The sequence below is a fragment of the Planococcus salinarum genome (genome assembly GCF_007004625.1).
In the GTDB taxonomy this organism is placed as follows: Bacteria; Bacillota; Bacilli; order Bacillales_A; family Planococcaceae; genus Planococcus; species Planococcus salinarum.
Map to the genome: position 1 here is coordinate 1 of NZ_VIFV01000007.1, position 18,671 is coordinate 18,671.

Genomic DNA, 18,671 nt, shown 5'->3' on the forward strand with positions numbered 1-18,671 from the left:
GTTCGTCCGTGGTAAGATGGGTGTAGGTCATTCGTGGTCACTCCTATGTTTTTCTTTGGTCGGAAAATACATTGTGAGTGTACCACGGATGGCTTTTTAGTTGTCTAGCTTAATTTTACAATCGGCGCTTTTAAGAATTGAAAAGGAAAGTGGAGGAAACCATGAACGGTCTAACGAAATTTTTGATACTAACGGTTTTATTTATCGGTTTCAGCATCGGGAGCTTTTGGCTCATATTCAGTCAGGGGCTGGTGTTCGGGCTTCTGATCGGATTCATACTCCTGTTGTTGTGCCTTGCTGCGCTGGGCCTCAGCCTTTATGGCATTGACTTTGGACACCTTGAAAACATCCGGCTTAATACACCTTTGGAGGTTGCCGGCCTGCTCATTCTGACCGTCTATCTAAGTGCCGCCATTGTCCTGTTTGGAGTCTCCAATTCTTTATTGGAACTTCAGGACATTACAAAGGACTATTCTGTCTCCGATAAGACGGATATGCTCCTGTCGTCGTTCTGGAACAGTGACCCCAATCACTTGGCGACCGGCAGCATCGAGAAAAACGGGATATCTTATTCCTTCACTGCTTCAACGGAAGATGAAGTCGAAAAAATCGATGCGTTCCTGCAGGCGGAAAAGGATCGGATTGCAGACTTCTACGGCAACGAAGAACCCGGCAACCTGACGCTCGTGTTCCATGATGATTTCGATACGCTGTCGGAAGCTTCGGGCTATGAGGAAGCGATGGGCTATTATGATTATGACAGCCAGGAAATCCATATCGTACCGGATGATTATTCGTGGGACATCATCCTGCTGCATGAGTATGCCCATCACCAGAGCCATCTGTACGCCGAGAACAACGGATTATCCCCAACGCGCCTGCCTCTTTGGTTTGAAGAAGGCACAGCCGATTATCTGGCGGGCGAAACCAGCGACTGGTATGAGCTGAGTGAGGTTGAAGTCATCGACTTTAAGCAATTGGATACTGATTATTCATTCCATAATTCCTATTCACGAAACTTCGATCCCTATGTCCAAAGTTTTTTGGCGGTGGAATCACTCGTCAACGAATACGGAGAAGAACTATTGCCGACATTCCTTGCGGCAAAAATGCCAAGTGAGTTTTACGGGCTGCTGGAAGAGGCGACCGGCATGAAGCTGGCCGATTTCCAGGCAAGTTTCATGGATAAAATGATTGAAGAAAGCACTGCCGAACAGGCAAAATACGATGCCGCATTCGCAGCGCTTGATAGAGGAGACTTTGCGGAAGCCCAACAAATCATTGACGAACTGACGGAAAATGCATCAGAAGAAGACCTCAATCAGCTGTCATGGATGCAGACCGATGTTCTCCTGATGCAGGACCAATTTGATGAAGCCATCGTCTTTATGGAAGAGCGTCTCGAAAAGGGCGATCCGGAATACCGCATCGATGACCTGACAACGCTCGCCGAATTGTATGTGCTCATCGAGCCCGCAAAGTCTCTCGAGCTGATCGTGGAAGCTGATGCCTTGCTGCAGGACGATGAAGATCTGTATATCGTCTACTATGACCTGGATGGCTATCTCGAAGCATACGAGCTGATCAATTCTTCTTCTCCTTATGAGGGGTATATGATTTTGCTGGAAGAAGAACTGCTCTATAACGAAACCATCATCGAACAAGTGGAAGAAAAGGTGGAGAATGACTTTCCGGAAGCCAGTTGAACGATAAGAAAGTAAAGCAGGCTCCGCTGATATGCGGAGCCTGCTTTCTTAATTCATTCGTTTGGATGGATTGTTTCATTGGAATCTGCCGAGTGATCAGAATGCCCATAACCGCTCATAGAATTCCAGTCGCTGTCCGTTGACCCCGAATCCTCTATCTAATTCTCCCGAAACCCGGTATCCCGCATCACCACGCCGTAGGCACGACCCGGCAGCGACGCTTTCAACTCCTCCATCAGCTGCTCCAGCTCTGCCGAAAACACTTCGTATTCTTCTTTTGCGAGCACTAAGCGCAGCAGGCTGACCAACGAGTAAACGGTTCCTTTGCCGAGGCTTCCTGCCGACAAGCGAAGCATCGCATCGACGCCTTTGAGATCCTCCGGATGCGCGAGGCGGTAACGGTAGAGCACCTCTTCGTGGGCGGACTTATTGCGGTACGGAAATGCAATGCGTAAAATCGCGTCCAGCTCGCTTGCCTGCAATTGAATCGGCTCGTATTCCCCGCTGAACTCATCGGCAAAATCTTTGGCAATCTGTGTCCGCAAATCATCATCGATGACCGAATAAAAATTGGTGATCTGGCCGAGCGACAGGAAATTTACGAGTACCCACAGCGGCACGTTGCGGTGTTTGTCGTAGAACTCACGGATCGCCGGGTATCTCACCCGGTCCCGTTTCTTATGGCTTTTGATCAGATTGAAAAGCGTCGAAATGATGCGGTCGCGTTCATGATGGAGGTCTGCTTCCGGGCTGTAATTCCCCGGTTGGAGGAAACTGTCCATGGCCCGGAACTTCTCCGAAAACCGGTACGCCACTTTCGACTTGATGTTCTTCTCGAACTTCAGCAATTCATTGAGCAGCAGCATGCGCAGCTCACGGTCGAAACGATACAGGGCGTAGATATGGCCGAACTCCGTCCCCACCTGATATTGCTCCATTCCGTACGGGTTCAGCCGCTCATCGCGCTCCAGAAACGGTTCCTTATAGCCGTCGATCAGCGCATAGTAATTCTCACGTGACAGGATGCGCTTTGCAGCGGCGTTGTCCGGCACAAGCAGCCCGCGGTTCTGCAGTATTGTAATCTGTTCATCATGTGAAGCAAAAATTTTCATCGAATTCATCCTCTGCAGCTGACTCTTTCTTTTACTGTAAGCGAATTTGGCAGTTTAATAAACCCCTCGTGTGTTTTTACCTCTGCCTGTAACTTCCTCTCAACTTCTCTGTAACGAAAAAAGCTCCCGGACCGCGTGTGATCCGGAAGCTTACTATTTATGAAAGAATCTGGAGGCATGCCCTTTAAGCTTTTACTTCCTGTTCTTCCTTCACCATTTTATAAGCACCGATTCTTTCCCACATCAACGACGGAATATCGAGCTTGCCGACCATTTCCTTCGGGATGCTTGGGTTGATTTCGGATTCTCTTCCCTGTTTCACTTTTTCGGTCCATTCCGGATCGATCAGCACCTGGCGTCCCATGACGGCGATATCTGCGCCTTCCTGGAGTGCAGCAACTGCTTCCTCCGGCGTTTTCACACTGCCGACTGCTACAAAAGCTATTCGGCCTGCAATTTGTTCCGATAGGATTTCTACGATGCTGCCGTTCCCCTGGTCGTCATACGGCAATTTTTGGAAATCCAATAATGACACATGCAGGTAATGGATACCGCCTGCAATCAACCCTTCGGTCAACACTTTCGTTTCGTTGATCGTGTAGCCTACAGCGTCCTCCATGTATTCCTCCGGTGACAACCGGTAACCGACAATGAATTGATCGTCCGCGTATTCCGCTGCTACCCGTTTCACTTCTGCGAGTACTGCCACCGGGAACTTCAGGCGGTTTTCCAGGCTGCCGCCCCATTCGTCGTCTCGGCGGTTCGTGAGTTCCGACACAAATTGCTGGATCAGATACGTATTGGCGCCGTGAATTTCCACACCGTCAAAACCGGCTTCGATTGCGCGGCGCGTCGTTTCACCAAAGTCGCGGATGATGGCTGTGATTTCGTCTGTCGTCAGTGCGCGCGGCGTCGGTTTGCCAGCAGGGCCTTCGACAGCGCTCGGCGCAACAGTTCCATTCGCTTTGATCAAAGTCGGCTGGCCCTGGCGACCGCCATGCTGAATCTGAAGGATGGCTTTACTGCCGGCGGATTTCATCTCCGTTGCCATTTGTTTCAACCCCGGTATTGCTTCATCATGAAAACCGACAAACTGGTTCGGGAAAGCGATGCCGTTTTCGGAAACCGCGATACATGCTGAGATATACAAGCTGCCGATGTTCGCGCGGCGGCGATAGTAAACAAGTTCCTCGTCCGATACCGTGCCATCGGGATTTCCTGAGTATGTAGTCATCGGTGCAACGCCCAAACGGTCGTTCAATACGACACCGTTCGGTAAAGTGATATTTTCGAATAAAGGCTGGAATTTCGGGTTCATGCAAGTTCCTCTTTTCCTATGGGTTTAGTTATTTCAAAATAGCATAGCCTCCCATCGACTACAAGAATACAAGCTTGGCGGGCTCATTTTTTTGATTCCATTCTTTGGCAATGGTACGCTTTTTGCGAATAAAAATTTTAGGAGGAATCCACATGACACCAAAAACGTATAAAGAAATTCAATTGGCGAATCGTCCGGAAGGCACGCCCACCAAAGATGATTTCGCTTTTGTCGAAAAAGAAATCGGATCACCCGGAGAAGGCGAAGTGCTGCTGAAGACCTTGTATCTTTCCGTCGACCCGTATATGCGCGGCCGTATGCGGGATGTAAAATCCTATGTCGCGCCGTTCCAATTGAACGAAGCGATTTCCGGCGGTGTGCTGGCTGAAGTCATCGAGTCGAACTCCGACTTGCTGCAAAAGGGCGATATCGTCAACGGCACGCTGGACTGGGCGGAGTACAGCATCGCAAAAGCGGACAAAGTCCAAAAGGTCGATCCGACAGTGGCGCCAATCACCACACGGCTCGGCATTCTTGGCTTGACCGGCCTGACCGCGTATTTCGGATTGCTGGATATCGGCAAGCCGCAGCCGGGTGAAACGGTCGTTGTTTCCGGCGCTGGTGGAGCAGTCGGTTCCGTTGTCGGACAGATTGCCAAACTGAAAGGTGCCCGGGCTGTCGGCATCGCCGGTTCACAGGAGAAAATCGATTACCTGATCAACGAACTAGGTTTCGACGCCGCTGTAAATTATAAAGCTGACGGCTTCAAAGAGGATTTAAAAAAGGCATTGCCTGATGGTGTCGATGTTTATTTCGACAATGTCGGCGGGGAGGTTTCAGACGAAGTTATCTGGCAGTTGAACAGAAACGCCCGCGTCGTCGTATGCGGCACCATTTCTTCCTATAACAAACCAGGCGGCGATATCGGGCCCCGCATCCAGTGGAAATTCATCACGACCAGCTCCATGATGAAAGGCTTCACACTCGGCGATTATGCCGCCGATTTCAAAACGGGTGCCACGGACCTTGGCAAATGGCTGCAGGAAGGCAAATTGAAATATGAAGAAACGATTGTCGAAGGCTTTGAAAACACGCCGGAGGCATTTTTCGGACTGTTCGAGGGAACAAACCTTGGCAAGCAGTTGGTGAAAGTCGCTGATCCGGATTTTGCGAAGCTTTAAACTATGATTTTATTGGGATTTTGGTGATTTGTGATCGGCATTTCGAGGTTTATGATCGGCATTTCGAGGTTTATGATCGGCAAACCATCTCCGCTCCATTTTTCCCGGAACCACCCGATGAATTCAAAATAAACATCAAGATTTCAAGAAGGATTTTATAGCTTCCAAGTCGAAAAACCCGCAGCCTCCCAGAAGGCTGCGGGTTTTTTCACAATTGAAAAGCCTTCACCAGCGAGAGCCGGTGAATGAGCTGAGTACGTTGAATTGTGTCCTCTCCGATGATTTTCATGCTTGCCAGTAAATGTTCCAAATGACTGCCTCCAATTTCAATTCATTTATCTGCGATGATGCTCCATTCCCCTTTTGGTTAAGGCCATTTCAGCGAGGGTATACATAATAATGGATACTTTCATTAAGTTTAGCACAACAAAAAAAGGAGAGATGATCAATGATTGATTACACAGACAAAGTCGTCATCATCACAGGCGGTGGTTCGGGACTCGGGCGCGCTGCCGCAGCAGCAATCGCCAAACAGGGCGGAAAACTCGTACTGGTCGACATGAGCAAGGAAGGGCTGGACGAAAGCAAAACCGAAATCTCGGCCACTTCGCCAAACGCACAGATCGAGACTGTTGAAGCCAACGTGACCAATGAAGATGAGGTAAAAAATTATGTCAATTTCACGCTCGAAAAGTTCGGCAAGATTGATGGCTTCTTTAATAATGCCGGTATCGAAGGCAAGCAGAATCTGACGGAAAACTACGGCACAGACGAGTTCGAAAAAGTCATCAATGTCAACTTGAAACGGTGTGTTCTACGGGATGAAACACGTACTGAAAGTCATGAAGGATCAAGGCTACGGTTCCATCGTCAATACAGCATCTGTCGGGGGTATCCGCGGCGTCGGCAACCAGTCCGGCTATGCAGCGAGTAAACACGGCGTGGTCGGTTTGACCCGCAACTCGGGGGTTGAATACGGCGAGTTTGGCATCAGCATAAACGCCATCGCACCCGGTGCCATCATGACGCCGATGGTGGAAGGTTCGCTTCGCCAAATGGGCGGCGATGACTGGGAAGCGGTCGGCAAGGACTTCGTCAGCGTCAACCCCATGAAACGCTTCGGGAAACCGGAAGAAGTCGGCAATCTGGTTGCATTCCTGCTGTCAGACGCCGCGAAATTCATCAACGCGTCCGTCATTACGATCGACGGCGGCCAATCTTATAAATACTGATTGCATTATAAAACTTTAAAAGGCATTGCTGCTGACCAATCGGGTCAGCGGCAACGCCTTTTCAAATTGTATTCTTATTCATTTTTACGGGCGTTATCGGGTCGAGTGTCAGATACTTTCTTGGAATACTCTTTCGCGTCTTTCTGTTGCCCTCTGCCCTTTTCTTCTTCATAAGCACTTGCTGCGTTATCGCCGTCAAAAGCATCTTTCGCTTTGTTGATGGCTTTATCAATTCCAGATTCCGGGGCGCCAACTTGCTTTTCAGGTGTTCGGCCTGCTGTACCTTTTCTTGGCATTGAAATCCCTCCTGGTAAAAATCGTTTACTTACAGTTTACCCAGTGGCGCGGATTCTACTCCTGTTTCAATCAGCAGATTACGACAGTTTCTGTCCACAATTCGGGCAGAACTTGGCACCGTCGACTTTCTGGCCGCAATTCGGGCAGAAGTTCGGACCTTTTCCACCGCCGGATTCAGAACGTGTGCCGGATTCAGCGGTTTCTTTCCCGGAACTGCTGTCGCCATTGCTGGACTCTTTCTGGTCGTCCATCATTTCCTTCGCAATGTTCATGCCCATCATCATGCCGGCCATATCGGACGCAGTATTCGATCCCGTAGATTTGTCCATGGCGTCGGCGACGGAAAGTTGCTGGTACCTGGAGATGTCGCCCACCATGCCATGCGATGCGTTTTTATTGATCATATCCTGAATTTCCTTCGGATAATTGAAACTCATGATCTGAAAGCCGGTGATTTTCATACCGTCGTCCATAATCTGCATATCGAGATCGTCCTGGATGCCTTTTGCGATGTCATGGGCATTGGCCTGGAGATTGAACATATCCTTGCCTTCTTTTGGGATCCATTTCATCAGCAATTGGTCGAGCACAGCCGTGATGCGGATTTTCACATCTTCGACCATATAGCTTGTGCGCACACCGGCAATTTTATCGATGAGGTTAACGTAATCATTGACCCTGAACTGGAATGTACCGTTCGCCCGGATCGGCATGCCGCCGGGGAGGCCCGGTGCGGGAATGTTAATCGGGTTTTGGGTCCCCCAGCGGACAACGAATTCTTTCGTGTTGACGAACAGCACTTCGACGCGCATGCCGCTGTTGAAGCCAAAGCGGAAACCTTTCAATGTCGACAGGAAAGGCACAATTTCGGATTCTATGTCGTACTCGCCGTCGTCTTCGAAAATCCCTTCGATTTTCCCGTTATTAAGGAAAATCGCATCCTGTCCGGGACGGATGATCAGCCGGCTTCCTTTTTTGACTTCCTTATTGGCCCATTTATAAAAAATCATGTCTTCGCGGAATTCTTCCCATTCCACTACATCTGTAAATTGATTGCCGAAAAACGCCATGTTGTTCAGTCCTTCCTTTATGTCAATAAACCTTTAGAAACCGCGGCCTCCTCCACTGAAAGATCGGCCGCCGCCGGTCATGCCGCCGCCGAATCCACCTCCGCTTTTATTGTTTTTCGGAATTTTGCGCCTGGTGACGGTCTTATTGCGGAAACGGTCTGAATCCTTTGTGACGCGCGTATGGTCCCGGTCGATATACGTTGCCGCTGTGGTGGTGACGCGGCCGCCGGAATTATAAAGCATAGTGCCGACGATACCGCCGCCGAGCAGCAGTGCCACTGCTGCATGGAACCAGGTCTTGAGGAATATGCTCTCCGGATTGACGCCCGGCCGATACTCCATATAACGGTCAGCGGTTGCTATCGTTTCACGAAAAGCGGCAGCATATTCGCCGTCCACCATATAAGGCTCGACCCGGTCGAGCACCAGCTCAACGCGTTCGTTGTCGAGGCGGGTTTCCGCTGTACCGAATCCGGCTACATAAAATTCACGGCCGCCCATGTCGATTGTCAGCAAAACGGCATCTTCCTGGCCGCTTTCATCTGCCAGGTCATCAAAAAAATTACCCATATAGGTTTCGATGGGCAAGCCGTCCGTGCTGTTTGTGGTCAACAGCAGAAAATCCGCCCCCTGCTCGCGGCTCTTTTCCGCCGCATAAGCCTCGAGGTCGCTGGTTTCCTCTTCGCTTAACAGCCCCGCTTCGTCGTAAATGTGCTGGTCGATTTCAGCAAAAGTGGCAGGTCCGTTTGCCAGAAGCAAAATGGACAGCAGCAGAAACATTGACAGCATCTTCAAATTACCAATTTTCACCAAAGAACACCTCCCACCAGGTAGGAGATGGCTTTCAATACCACAAACGTCGATACGGCGATACCGGTAAACCAGGCAGCTACTTTGCCGCTGCTGAATGGCGGTTTGCCGACCACTTTACCGGTTTGGCCGTTCATCGCAAAAGTATGTTCCTTGTTTTCGAAATCGTAATAGACCATCCACACTGGAAACAAGGTGTAATAGACCTTGTGTTTGTTGGCGTTGATCTGTTTGTTCGTATAGCTGACTGTCGAATAACCCGAAATCGTGCTTCCGATATAGGAGTCGATGTACGGTACGATTTTCGATTCCACGCGGGAAAACAGCGCTTCATCGTCATAATCGTATTTTTCGGCCAGGTAGCCGGCAAGATACGGCATCCGGAAATCTTTTAAATCGCTGTAATCATAAGGTTCGAGCTTGTCCATCAGCTCGTCGTCCATTTTCTCGGAAGCATCCGCCGGCACTTTCAGGTAGCTCAAATCGATTTCCCGGTAGACGTCATAAAAGTCGGTTTCCGTAACCATCGTGTCCCCATGCTGATAGGTGCGCACCCGTGTGCCGATTGCCGCCACTTCCGCATTGCCGTCGATGTCATATAGCCAAAACGGCACATACATGCCGGTCATTTTCTTGATGCGGTCGCCGCTCATGAAACCACGAGGCGTCAGCCGGCCGTTTTTCGTCCACTTCCGGAACGCGGCCACCGCTTCGTCCTTGCTGATTGTAAACGGAATCACTTTCGCCGGGGCAAGGTCGCCGGTCAAGCGGTCAGCGAGTACAACCGGCGCCCCGCAGAAACTGCAATGGGTCGCTGTCGTTTCGGCTTCCGTCAGAAGCACGGCCCCGCAGTTTTCACAGTGGTATTCCTTCGCTTCATCAGGAGCGAATTTCTGCAGGATATTTTCCTCGGGAAACGTTTCAATATCATCCTGCCTGCCGCAGTTCGGACAGGACAACTTACCCGAAGTGGCGTCAAATGCCATATCCGAGCCGCAGTTCGGGCATTTATAATGGATGACCAAGCCGTTCGCCTCCCTTCAGCCCACAATTTTTCATCAGGACAGCAGCCATTATTCGCCTTTATTGACCTGGGATTTGAGCGCCGCCAGTTCGTCGTCCACATTGACACCCGATTTCAGTGATGCCAGTTCGTCGTCCACGTTCGTATCGCTGTCATATTTTTTCGCCAGATCCTGGACTGAGTCCCTTGAGCTCTTGTTCAGTTCGGACATGGCGTTCGCCTCATCCAACTGCTGATTGATTTTCTTCTCCATTGCATCAAATGCCGAAATGCGTTCTCCGGCTCCGTCCATCGAAGAATTGAACTCGTTCATGCGGCTCTGTGTTTTCGCGACGGAAGCTTTGCCCTTGAGTTCCGCACGACGCGATTCCAGCTCGCCGATATCTTCTTCCAGCTTGTCGTGCATCTGCCGCATCTGCTGGGTGTTGGCCGCCGCCATCTCAACCGCCGTGTGCAGCCCCTGTTCGCGCTCAGCCAATTCCGCTTTGCGCTGCAGGAATTTCCGTGCATCATCTTCATTGCCGGCTTCCAATGCTTTCACTGCGTAGCGCTGCATATCGTCGATTTCTTTTTGGACATCGGCCAGTTCACGGCGTTCACGTTTTTCCGCCGCCATAATCGCAGCAGTTTCCGATTTCACTTTCCCGAGATCGCTGTTCAAATCACGCAAATACTGATCGATCATTTTTTCCGGATCCTCAGCCTGGTCCAGCATTGCATGAATATTGCTCGTCATAATGTCTCTGAAGCGTTTTAAGATTTCCATCATCATTCTCCTCTTCGTTTTTTACCCGTTTTGCGGGAATTCTTTATTCAATAAAACTACCCTTTCCGTCCGCGAATTAATCCTGACAGCTTTCGTCTTCAGAAGAAGCCGACAGTCTTCTTCTATATTAATAAGAACTTCTCCATATTGCAGAAAAGTCCTGCATTCACCAGCGCCCCAAATCCTGCCGGAAACCAAAAGCAGCCAGGTCCTGCTGACATAAAAAGTGGTGCATGCAGATCTCCCGAGTTGTATCTTCTATTTCTTTTATATAAAAAAACAAATATATCCAATTAGCCTGTCTTTTTGTATATACTTTTCCTAGATGTTTCATTTAAAAAGGAGGAATTCGCAATGGTGAAAAAGGAGCTGTCTGCTGACCAGAAAGAGGGGTTGCTTGCCACACTGAAAGCGCGTTTCGAAAAAAATAGGAACCGCCATGAAGGAATCGAATGGAGAAAAGTCCAGGAGAAGCTTGAGGCAAAACCGGAGAAGCTTTGATCGCTTTTTAAGATGGAAGAAACCGGCGGCGAGCCGGATGTAGTTGACTGCGACAAAGGGACCGATGAGTTTGTCTTCTTTGATTGTTCAGCGGAAAGTCCAAAGGGCCGCCGGAGTGTCTGCTACGACAGGGAGGCATGGGAAGCGCGGAAGAAATTCAAGCCGGAAAATACTGCATTGGATATGGCGGCAGACATGGGCATAGAAATTCTGACGGAAGAACAATTCCGGTCGTTGCAGCAGCTTGGCGACTTCGATAAAAAGACCTCAAGTTGGGTCCGGACTCCCGCTGAAATCAGGAGACTTGGCGGCGCCCTTTTCTGTGACTTCCGCTATGGCCAGGTTTTTGTCTACCATAACGGGGCTGATTCCTATTACGCCAACAGAGGCTTCCGTGGTTCGCTGCGGGTTTAAATCCACTTTCCCTAAACCAATTGATCACGAAATCAATTGGTTTTCTAATGCTTAAAAAATGATTTACCCATCCCCTTGTTCAACACCTTACCCATCTTCTGTTCTTGAGAGTCAATTATATAAAATTCGTGCCTTTAGCCCTGTTAGTTATCTGTCAATTCTGTCAATTTAGGATTATAATGGATTTAAGATTGAGGAGGTGCCATGATGGATCTGGAACGGAAATTAGTTCAATGGCGCAAAGAAGGGTTGATCGATCAAACGGCGGTTGAGCGAATTATGTCGTTTGAAAAAGGACAACCGCAAAAAAGAAAGATTCCACTGTTATTGCTGATCGGCCTCATCTTCTTCGCCCTGGCGGCATTCAGCTTTATCGCCGCCAATTGGCAGGCTATACCGGAACTGCTGAAAGTGGCTTTGTTCGTTTTGTTGATGTGGATTTTTTATGTGCTTGCCTATTTTTCCGAAAAGAAGCATTTCGGACAGCCCGTCATATTCAGGCTTCTCAGTTTGGCTATGTTCGGTGCAACAATTCTGGTAACTGCGCAGACTTTCCATTTTAACCTCTCGAATTCTGTGCTGCCATGGGCTATATTCATCGCTGCTCTGGCCCATTACTTCGTGTGGCGCCATATGGCCTATGCAGTTACGGCTTTTATCTTTGGGCTCAATACACTTGTTACCCTCGTACCCTTTACAGGCTGGATTGAATGGAGCATATTCGTCGGGATATCGCTTGCCTGGTTTTATTTCAGCAAAGACGATACTCCGAAAGTCTTTAGCTGGATGCTGCTGTTCTTCTCCGGCCTGCTGATGTGGGACCTTGTCACGTACAACAGTCCATTTTGGCCAATCTGGACACTTTTTGTCCTGATCCTGCTGCTGTTTATCGTCCCGGTCGATGCGAGACGCTTTTTGTCGCCGCTTTACCTGATATTCGGGGCCTTCATGCTCATTGTCTATCTGGCAGTCCGCGGAGAGACAGATATGTCGCTGGTCGATCTGAACTGGCCGGAGTCGATTGCGCTTGCCGTGACGGGGCTTGCGGTACTGGCGCTCACTTACCTGAAATTCCGGAGCATTATGTGGATTTCCATCCTTGGTGCAATGGGCTTGCTGCTGTTTGATGACACCGCAATCGCTTTAGCAATTGTTGCAGAACTGAGCGCGCTTGCATACCTGATCATCGCACAGAGGAAAAATCAGTCGCTCGCGCCTGGATTTATCTATTTCATCATCGTCCAATTTGTAATTTACGTGATCTACGCCTGGGAACGCCTTGATATGTCGCTGTTCTTCCTCATCGGCGCACTTCTGCTGTTTGCATTGTCAGGCGTCGGCTGGTGGCTGAACCGCAAGAAAGAAGGTGCAGCAACATGAAAGTAAAGGCCTGGTTATTGCCGATCCTTTTGACCCTTTTTGTCGCCATTCTCGTCGCATCTTTTTATGCCGCCTCATGGTTTGGAGAGCAATACGTTTTACGGGCAGAACCTTTTGATCCGTTTGATCCTTTCTACGGGGAATACGTCCTGCTGCAATATCCGGATTTGAATGTGCAAAGCAGGTCCTTTGAAGGCCCTGTATATTTCACCTTGAAAGAAGGACCCGATGGCTTTGCCGTCATCGACCGAATCGAAGACGAGCCCTTTTTCGGGGCAATCAGGGGAGCTGCATTCGGCAGACAAATCACCGCTCCGCAACTCGAGCAGTTCTACGTGGAGCAGGGGCGTGGACCCGAACTGGAACAAGCTGTCGACCTTCAGGTAACGATCGATGTTGCCCCCTGGGGTTTCATACGTCCGGTCAGTTTGGACGTCCGGGAAGAATAATAAATTCTTCCGGCCCGCCGGCTTTGCACCTGCTTACAAAACGCATAGTGATTAAAGCGAATTAGTCTGCCTCAATTAAAGACCTTGCCAAAACCCCTAATGGGCTGTGGCAAGGTCTTTAAAATTCGACCATTTTAATGTTTGGCAAACCCAATTTCACCTGCATCAAAAAACCCGCATACCGGACAGTCCGGCATACGGGGGAAAGGTTGAATTTGATGTTACTTCCTGTCTTTATTCTTATCCTCATTCTTATTGTCATCCGTGCCCTGGAGTTCTTCTGCGGAAAGGTCGATATCTGCTTTATAGTCCTGTGCCTCTTGTCTCAGTTCCATGTCACGCTGGTGCGTCTGCAGTTCATCTTTGTTCTTGTCTCTTGCCAATCCAATCCCTCCTCTTTTGTATTAGTATTGATATTCCCGTTAAGGGATGAATAAAACAGATACAAGAGTTTTTCTTTTTAAAAAAGATTGGCCATCACCAAAATCACATTCCTGTCACATAATTTCAAGCTTCACCATGTTATTATTGATGCTAAAAGCACAATCGGTTCAGGAAGCAAGTTCTTCCTCACTTTCCCTCATCCCGATTTGAAGCAAACATGATTTTGGAGGTTTTATTCATGGAAAAAGTTTGGAGCCTGCGGTTGATCCGCTTCTCGGCAATATTCGGTTTTATCGGCACATATCTCGGTTCGCATATGGCGGGCCAGATGGATTACTCACTTCGTCCGGTCCATGCGCACATCCTGCTGGTAGGCTGGTTATCAGTGTTTGCCTGGGGTATCTTCTATCACGCCTATACAATCAAATACAAGAAACTCGTCACGATACACGGCATCTTCGCGATGGTCGGCGCGGTCGGCCTGACCGGCGGCATGTGGCTTTACAATCTCAACCCTTTCAATTGGAACGAAACCTTGGTCATGGTACTCTTCATCGTCGGCGGCACACTGTTGCTGATTGCGTTCCTGCTGTTTGCGGTGATCACATTCCTGACGGAAAAAGAATAAGTGTGGAAGAATCCTCCCTGATGGGGAGGATTTTTTTAATGCTTTGCGAATAAAACCGAAAACAATACCTTGCATTGAATAGTACTGAGTGATATATTATTCATTAATTACTACTGTTTATAAAATACTAGTTAAGAAAGGAGGCGTTATCGGTGAACATTCAGTTTAAAAAAGGCGCATTGAATCTATGTGTGCTGGTTCTGTTGGATAAGCAGGATCGCTATGGCTATGAATTGGTGCAGAAGATTTCCGATCGCATCGCCATTTCGGAAGGCGCTGTCTATCCCCTGCTCCGCCGTCTGACCAAAGAAGGGTATTTCTCCACGTATTTGCAGGAATCGACGGAAGGTCCGCCGCGCAAATATTATTCGCTCACCGAAGCCGGCAGAACGTATCTTCATGTACAGCTCGAAGAATGGAAAAGCTTTACGGACGGGGTCAATAAACTAATCGAAGAGGGTGTGCGAAATGACTGAACAACAATTTCTGCAACAATTGGAGCAAGCATTGGACCGGCTGCCTGCCGAAGAACGCAACGACATTCTGCAGGATATTCGGGAATACTTCGCAAACGGCCGTGCTGATGGCAAATCCGACAGCGACATTGCTGCGGAACTGGGCGCACCGGATGCCATCGCCAAAGAACTGATTGACAGTTTTGATTTTACACAAACAACAGCACCTGCTGAAAAATCGATATTTCGAAAGACAAATTCGATGGAGTTGATATTCAGACCGACAATTCGTTGGTGCGGATTTCGCCTTCCGATGACGGCAAAATGCATGTAGATGTTGAAAATAAAACCTATCGCCAGCACCTCGCTGTCGACATCCTTGACCGCACACTCGTGATCAGCTTAAAGGAAGAAACCAGAAAATTGGGAATCTTCACTTTCACCGGCGGTTTGAAGTCACCCGCGCTCATCGTTCAGCTGCCTGCCAAACTGTATGAAAAGATTCAAATCCTTTCCGACCATGGCACCATCACCGGTGAACGTCTGGAAAGCACAGAATTTCTCGTTGAGACGGATAACGGCAGCATCGACCTGAGCCAAATAAACGCTGGAAATTTCGCGGTGAAATCAGACAACGGAGCCATTAAGCTGACGGCTGTCCAGGCAAAAGATCTGAGATCTGAGAGCTGAAACAGACAATGGCCAGCTCACTTTGAAAGATATCCGCACCGGCAAATTGCATGCAGCTTCTGACAACGGCGCCATTACGCTGAAAGAAATTGCAGGTGACGTCCAGGCCCAGACCGACAATGGCCGCATCCACCTTTTGGCGGCTGACCTTGAACGCACCATCAGCCTGCAAACCGACAACGGCTCCATTCTGCTGGAAACAAATAGACAACCCGAGAATGCCACCATCAATGCTGATGTCGATTGGGGCACGGTTTCTGTATTCGGCTCGAAGAAAAGAAGAACCGTTTTTGGAACCGGCCACCACCCGGTCGATCTCCAATCCGACAACGGCAGCATTACAGTAAAAATGGTGTGATGGAGTTTTCAATTGAAAAAGATGCAAAAATGCCGCCTGTGAAGTCAAATGATTTCACAGGCGGCATTTTCTATTCACTGATTGCAGTAATTTCTGTTAAACTTTCATCATTATTAAGCCCGGCGAACCCCCATGCATTAGCGGCCTGCAGTTTACGAATCTCCTATTCACCGACCGTTAACTCAGAATAACTTATTTCCCCCAATTCATCAGAGGCAATATTTTTAAAGGTTTTATCGTCTTTGCACCTGTAAAGGTGTTGAAGTGAGTTCGACACGTAATAGACGATTCCATCTGCCGGGTGCCTCACTTTGTTCAGAAACAACAGGTATTGCCCCGTTTTCATCGGCTTCATCCCTTGTTCAGAGCTGTACTCAGTCTCTTTTCTGTCCTTCATGCCGATTACCTGCTTGATTACGATCTCCGACTCTTCATCAAAATCCTGGCCGGTACGATCGATAAAAACTTCATCGACTGCCACCTCGTAAAAGGCCTGCTTTGTAGTTCCACTCTCTCCTCTGAACTCCCGGATATCATAATACAGAGGTACATTAACAAGCACCACCAAATCCGCTTCCGCTTTTAAGTCTTCAAGCGTTTCGTACGACTTGGACAATCCCTGTACACCGCTATTCGATTCTACGGTCCCCAAGTGCTTGTATCCAAGCAAACCAAGGAAAATCACTCCAACGAGAATAAGTGACGATATCAATTTTCTTTTCATGGCTTCATCTCCAATAAGGATATATTCCATTCTTTCAAGCGAGTTGCTGTTGCAGCTGAATTCCACGTTTAAATATTCCTTACCTACGATGTTAGACTGACAAATTTTTCAAATCAATAGCACCCTCTATTTCCCAATAACCAAAAAATATTTTACGTTATTATTACCTATTAAAAATTCACAATTAACGATTTAAACTCATTAAAGTGATAGCAATAAAAAATAATTAGTACCGATAACATTCTTTTTGAAATATCACCAGAAAAATTACGAAAATTTTCCCAACCCGTTATTCGCAAATTTTATTGGACATAAAAAAGGCTCCCAGTTTCCCGGAGAGCCTCTTTCGCTTTCTTCCTATTGCAGCAAGTCCACAAATTTATGCAGATACTCCAATGTATCGATATTGCTGTTGCAGGTTGCACTGTCCTGACAGATGTAGTTGCCGCGTTTGATGAAATTGTCCTGACCCGAACCTTTTGTCCTGGCAGTGAACAGCCCTACTTCGCTGTGGCGGTTGCAGATCGAGCAGATGCCATATTTCGCACTGCGGTTGAAGCTGCCGTGGACGCCATCGAGCCTTCCATCCCTTTCTATAACCAGGTACATAAGCGTCGAGCTCTCGATCCAGCCGAGATATGACAGCTTACGAAAATCGAAAGTATCGAGCTTCGGACCTTTCAGCTTTTTCGCTTTCGGGAATAACTTCTTCAAGTGCTGGTCTGTCACATTCTGGAATGGCACCACATATGCCACCAACTGACCCAGGAAATTTTCGGCATCCGCAGGTTCTTTCACCGCCGTCAGTGGTTGGAGCACAGCTTTCTGTTCTTCACTTAAGGAAGGGAACAAGTCGAACACCTTCTCCTGCGACAGATGCCGCAGCACACTCAGCACTTCCGCATCACTGCTTGTCGCTTTGCCGTTGACCAAGATGTCCGTCTGGCCTTTGATGAAATTAAACTGGTCATTCCGGATAAATGGGTCCGGACGGTCTCCCGTAATCCCCTGGCTATTGCTTGTCTCTTTAGCATGTATCATTTTGAAACACTCCTTTTTCGAAGGTGCGCTATGACTCTTATCATAAACCAATCCCAAAGAATTTTGGAGTGTAATGCCTCTTAGTTTCACAAACCCTTTTCGGTCCAATCATAAAGCACAGCTTTTTCCTTTTGGGGGTCCAGCCCGGCTTTTCGCTCATGTGGTGTGCGTGTGGACTCCCAGGCAAGCGTATCCCGAATGGTTTCTTCGAGTGACCGGAATTTCAGGCCGGCATGCAGTGCCTTCCGGATATCCACCTTCAAAAAGCCATCCATATTACTGCTGTCCGGAATCCAAAGGGGCAAATCGGTCCAGCCATTTACTTCGTGGCCGAGGAGGAATTTTTCGTCAATCCAGATCAGTTCGGTCTCATTTCCGACAGTTTCCTTGCATGTGTCCAAAAACTCCTGCATCGTCAATTCGGTTTCCGGACCGGTTGCATTAAATGTTCCGTCCGCTTTTGACTCCACCATCCGAAGGATCCACTCGGCAAGGTCGCGGACATCGATAAACTGGACGGACTTGTCCCGACGCCCGGGCGCCAGCACCTCTCCGCCCTTTGCAATCCGGTTGATCCAATAAGCAAAACGGTCTGTGAAATCATAAGGTCCGACGATCAGCCCCGGCCTGACAATGAAACTGCGTCCGGGAAACGCACGCTCCACTTCCCTTTCGCATAGGAACTTCAGCTCGCCGTAATGCTCCCTGATGGCCTCGTCCGCTTCCATCCTTTTCAGCTCTTCCACTCTTTCCGGCGCCAATTTTCCGACGGTATGGCCTTCATCAATCCACGGTTCTTCCAGCTCATCATAAACCGACACACTCGAGATGAATGTATAATGGTCCGCTGCATCTGCCAATAACGCCGCCGACTCGCGCACGGACCACGGGACATAGCCGCTTGTATCTATGACCGCGTCCCACACCCGGCCTTTCAGTACATCCAAATTTCCGTCGCGGTCGCCAACCAGTTTTTCCGTTTCCGGAAACAGTTCCGGATCCGTTTTGCCTCTGTTGAATAATGTCACTTCATGGCCGCTCCCCAGTGCCGCTTCCACCAGAACCCGTCCTAAAAATCGTGTGCCTCCAAGAACTAAGATCTTCATTTTTCTGCCCCTTTCCGTTTGCATG

General features: G+C 48.7%; 20 protein-coding genes and 2 pseudogenes. 11 read left to right on the top strand and 11 right to left on the bottom strand.

The features are described from left to right. The first annotated feature begins 161 nt into the window (after positions 1 to 161). Positions 162 to 1,706, top strand: coding sequence for a hypothetical protein (locus DIJ65_RS05710; protein WP_117300071.1), 1,545 nt, complete (start codon positions 162 to 164; stop codon positions 1,704 to 1,706). A gap of 158 nt (positions 1,707 to 1,864) precedes the next feature. Here the strand turns inward: DIJ65_RS05710 and DIJ65_RS05715 are convergent, their stop codons facing one another. Together DIJ65_RS05715 and DIJ65_RS05720 are read right to left on the bottom strand one after the other, a co-directional pair. Next, positions 1,865 to 2,818, bottom strand: a complete 954-nt coding sequence (locus tag DIJ65_RS05715) for an Abi family protein (RefSeq protein WP_117300069.1) — start codon at positions 2,816 to 2,818, stop codon at positions 1,865 to 1,867. A gap of 184 nt (positions 2,819 to 3,002) precedes the next feature. Continuing rightward, the gene (locus DIJ65_RS05720; protein WP_117300067.1) at positions 3,003 to 4,136 is read right to left on the bottom strand and encodes an NADH-dependent flavin oxidoreductase; all 1,134 of its coding nucleotides are present in this window, start codon (positions 4,134 to 4,136) and stop codon (positions 3,003 to 3,005) included. A 152-nt stretch (positions 4,137 to 4,288) separates the two neighbouring features. Between DIJ65_RS05720 and DIJ65_RS05725 the strand changes: the two genes are divergently transcribed. Then, entirely contained in the window at positions 4,289 to 5,317 is a 1,029-nt protein-coding gene (locus tag DIJ65_RS05725; protein WP_117300065.1) for an NADP-dependent oxidoreductase, read from the top strand. 448 nt (positions 5,318 to 5,765) lie between these two features. After that, positions 5,766 to 6,549 (top strand): annotated as a pseudogene (locus tag DIJ65_RS05735) (SDR family oxidoreductase). 74 nt (positions 6,550 to 6,623) lie between these two features. Here the strand turns inward: DIJ65_RS05735 and DIJ65_RS05740 are convergent. The 5 genes from DIJ65_RS05740 to DIJ65_RS05760 form a co-directional block, all read right to left on the bottom strand. Beyond that, the gene (locus DIJ65_RS05740; protein WP_117300063.1) at positions 6,624 to 6,845 is read right to left on the bottom strand and encodes a hypothetical protein; all 222 of its coding nucleotides are present in this window, start codon (positions 6,843 to 6,845) and stop codon (positions 6,624 to 6,626) included. Between the two features lie 78 nt (positions 6,846 to 6,923). Further along, positions 6,924 to 7,916, bottom strand: a complete 993-nt coding sequence (locus tag DIJ65_RS05745; RefSeq protein WP_117300061.1) for an SPFH domain-containing protein — start codon at positions 7,914 to 7,916, stop codon at positions 6,924 to 6,926. A 33-nt stretch (positions 7,917 to 7,949) separates the two neighbouring features. Beyond that, positions 7,950 to 8,726: a TPM domain-containing protein gene (locus DIJ65_RS05750; RefSeq protein WP_230321290.1), complete on the bottom strand. Its 777-nt coding sequence runs from the start codon at positions 8,724 to 8,726 to the stop codon at positions 7,950 to 7,952. Next, positions 8,723 to 9,751 carry a TFIIB-type zinc ribbon-containing protein gene (locus DIJ65_RS05755; RefSeq protein ID WP_117300059.1) on the bottom strand — a complete coding sequence of 343 codons (1,029 nt, stop codon included), beginning with the start codon at positions 9,749 to 9,751 and terminating at the stop codon, positions 8,723 to 8,725. The genes DIJ65_RS05750 and DIJ65_RS05755 overlap by 4 nt, the downstream gene beginning before the upstream one ends. 48 nt (positions 9,752 to 9,799) lie before the next feature. Next, complete coding sequence (locus DIJ65_RS05760) at positions 9,800 to 10,516, bottom strand: PspA/IM30 family protein (RefSeq protein WP_071152272.1); 717 nt, start codon at positions 10,514 to 10,516, stop codon at positions 9,800 to 9,802. A 354-nt stretch (positions 10,517 to 10,870) separates the two neighbouring features. On the opposite strand from DIJ65_RS05760, the pseudogene DIJ65_RS05765 reads away from it, so the two are divergent. The 3 genes and pseudogenes from DIJ65_RS05765 to DIJ65_RS05775 all read left to right on the top strand — a co-directional run bounded on the left by DIJ65_RS05765 (position 10,871) and on the right by DIJ65_RS05775 (position 13,260). Next, positions 10,871 to 11,431 (top strand): annotated as a pseudogene (locus tag DIJ65_RS05765) (DUF4256 domain-containing protein). A 207-nt stretch (positions 11,432 to 11,638) separates the two neighbouring features. Continuing rightward, a complete protein-coding gene (locus DIJ65_RS05770) occupies positions 11,639 to 12,811 on the top strand; it encodes a DUF2157 domain-containing protein (protein WP_117300057.1) in 1,173 nt (390 codons plus the stop codon). Then, positions 12,808 to 13,260 carry a GDYXXLXY domain-containing protein gene (locus DIJ65_RS05775; protein ID WP_071152264.1) on the top strand — a complete coding sequence of 151 codons (453 nt, stop codon included), beginning with the start codon at positions 12,808 to 12,810 and terminating at the stop codon, positions 13,258 to 13,260. The genes DIJ65_RS05770 and DIJ65_RS05775 overlap by 4 nt, the downstream gene beginning before the upstream one ends. A gap of 221 nt (positions 13,261 to 13,481) precedes the next feature. On the opposite strand, the gene DIJ65_RS16260 is transcribed toward DIJ65_RS05775, so the two are convergent. Then, positions 13,482 to 13,643, bottom strand: coding sequence for a hypothetical protein (locus tag DIJ65_RS16260; protein ID WP_154706088.1), 162 nt, complete (start codon positions 13,641 to 13,643; stop codon positions 13,482 to 13,484). A gap of 239 nt (positions 13,644 to 13,882) precedes the next feature. On the opposite strand from DIJ65_RS16260, the gene DIJ65_RS05780 reads away from it, so the two are divergent. The 5 genes from DIJ65_RS05780 to DIJ65_RS05800 all read left to right on the top strand — a co-directional run bounded on the left by DIJ65_RS05780 (position 13,883) and on the right by DIJ65_RS05800 (position 15,775). Further along, a complete protein-coding gene (locus tag DIJ65_RS05780; protein WP_071152265.1) occupies positions 13,883 to 14,272 on the top strand; it encodes a hypothetical protein in 390 nt (129 codons plus the stop codon). 152 nt (positions 14,273 to 14,424) lie between these two features. Further along, entirely contained in the window at positions 14,425 to 14,748 is a 324-nt protein-coding gene (locus DIJ65_RS05785) for a PadR family transcriptional regulator (protein WP_071152266.1), read from the top strand. Continuing rightward, entirely contained in the window at positions 14,741 to 15,061 is a 321-nt protein-coding gene (locus DIJ65_RS05790) for a DUF1700 domain-containing protein (RefSeq protein WP_117300055.1), read from the top strand. Before DIJ65_RS05785 ends, DIJ65_RS05790 begins: the two co-directional genes overlap by 8 nt. Then, positions 15,052 to 15,417 (top strand): DUF4097 family beta strand repeat-containing protein, encoded by a 366-nt coding sequence (locus tag DIJ65_RS05795; RefSeq protein WP_230321289.1) that lies wholly within the window; start codon positions 15,052 to 15,054, stop codon positions 15,415 to 15,417. Before DIJ65_RS05790 ends, DIJ65_RS05795 begins: the two co-directional genes overlap by 10 nt. Positions 15,418 to 15,439: 22 nt before the next feature. Next, the gene (locus DIJ65_RS05800) at positions 15,440 to 15,775 is read left to right on the top strand and encodes a DUF4097 family beta strand repeat-containing protein (RefSeq protein ID WP_071152269.1); all 336 of its coding nucleotides are present in this window, start codon (positions 15,440 to 15,442) and stop codon (positions 15,773 to 15,775) included. A 163-nt stretch (positions 15,776 to 15,938) separates the two neighbouring features. Here the strand turns inward: DIJ65_RS05800 and DIJ65_RS05805 are convergent, their stop codons facing one another. From DIJ65_RS05805 to DIJ65_RS05815, 3 genes are all read right to left on the bottom strand, one after another. Beyond that, positions 15,939 to 16,499, bottom strand: coding sequence for a hypothetical protein (locus DIJ65_RS05805; RefSeq protein WP_142836467.1), 561 nt, complete (start codon positions 16,497 to 16,499; stop codon positions 15,939 to 15,941). Positions 16,500 to 16,856: 357 nt separating this feature from the next. After that, positions 16,857 to 17,540 (bottom strand): FusB/FusC family EF-G-binding protein, encoded by a 684-nt coding sequence (locus DIJ65_RS05810; protein WP_117300051.1) that lies wholly within the window; start codon positions 17,538 to 17,540, stop codon positions 16,857 to 16,859. Positions 17,541 to 17,626: 86 nt separating this feature from the next. Next, the gene (locus tag DIJ65_RS05815; protein ID WP_117300083.1) at positions 17,627 to 18,646 is read right to left on the bottom strand and encodes an SDR family oxidoreductase; all 1,020 of its coding nucleotides are present in this window, start codon (positions 18,644 to 18,646) and stop codon (positions 17,627 to 17,629) included. Between the last annotated feature and the right edge of the window lie 25 nt (positions 18,647 to 18,671).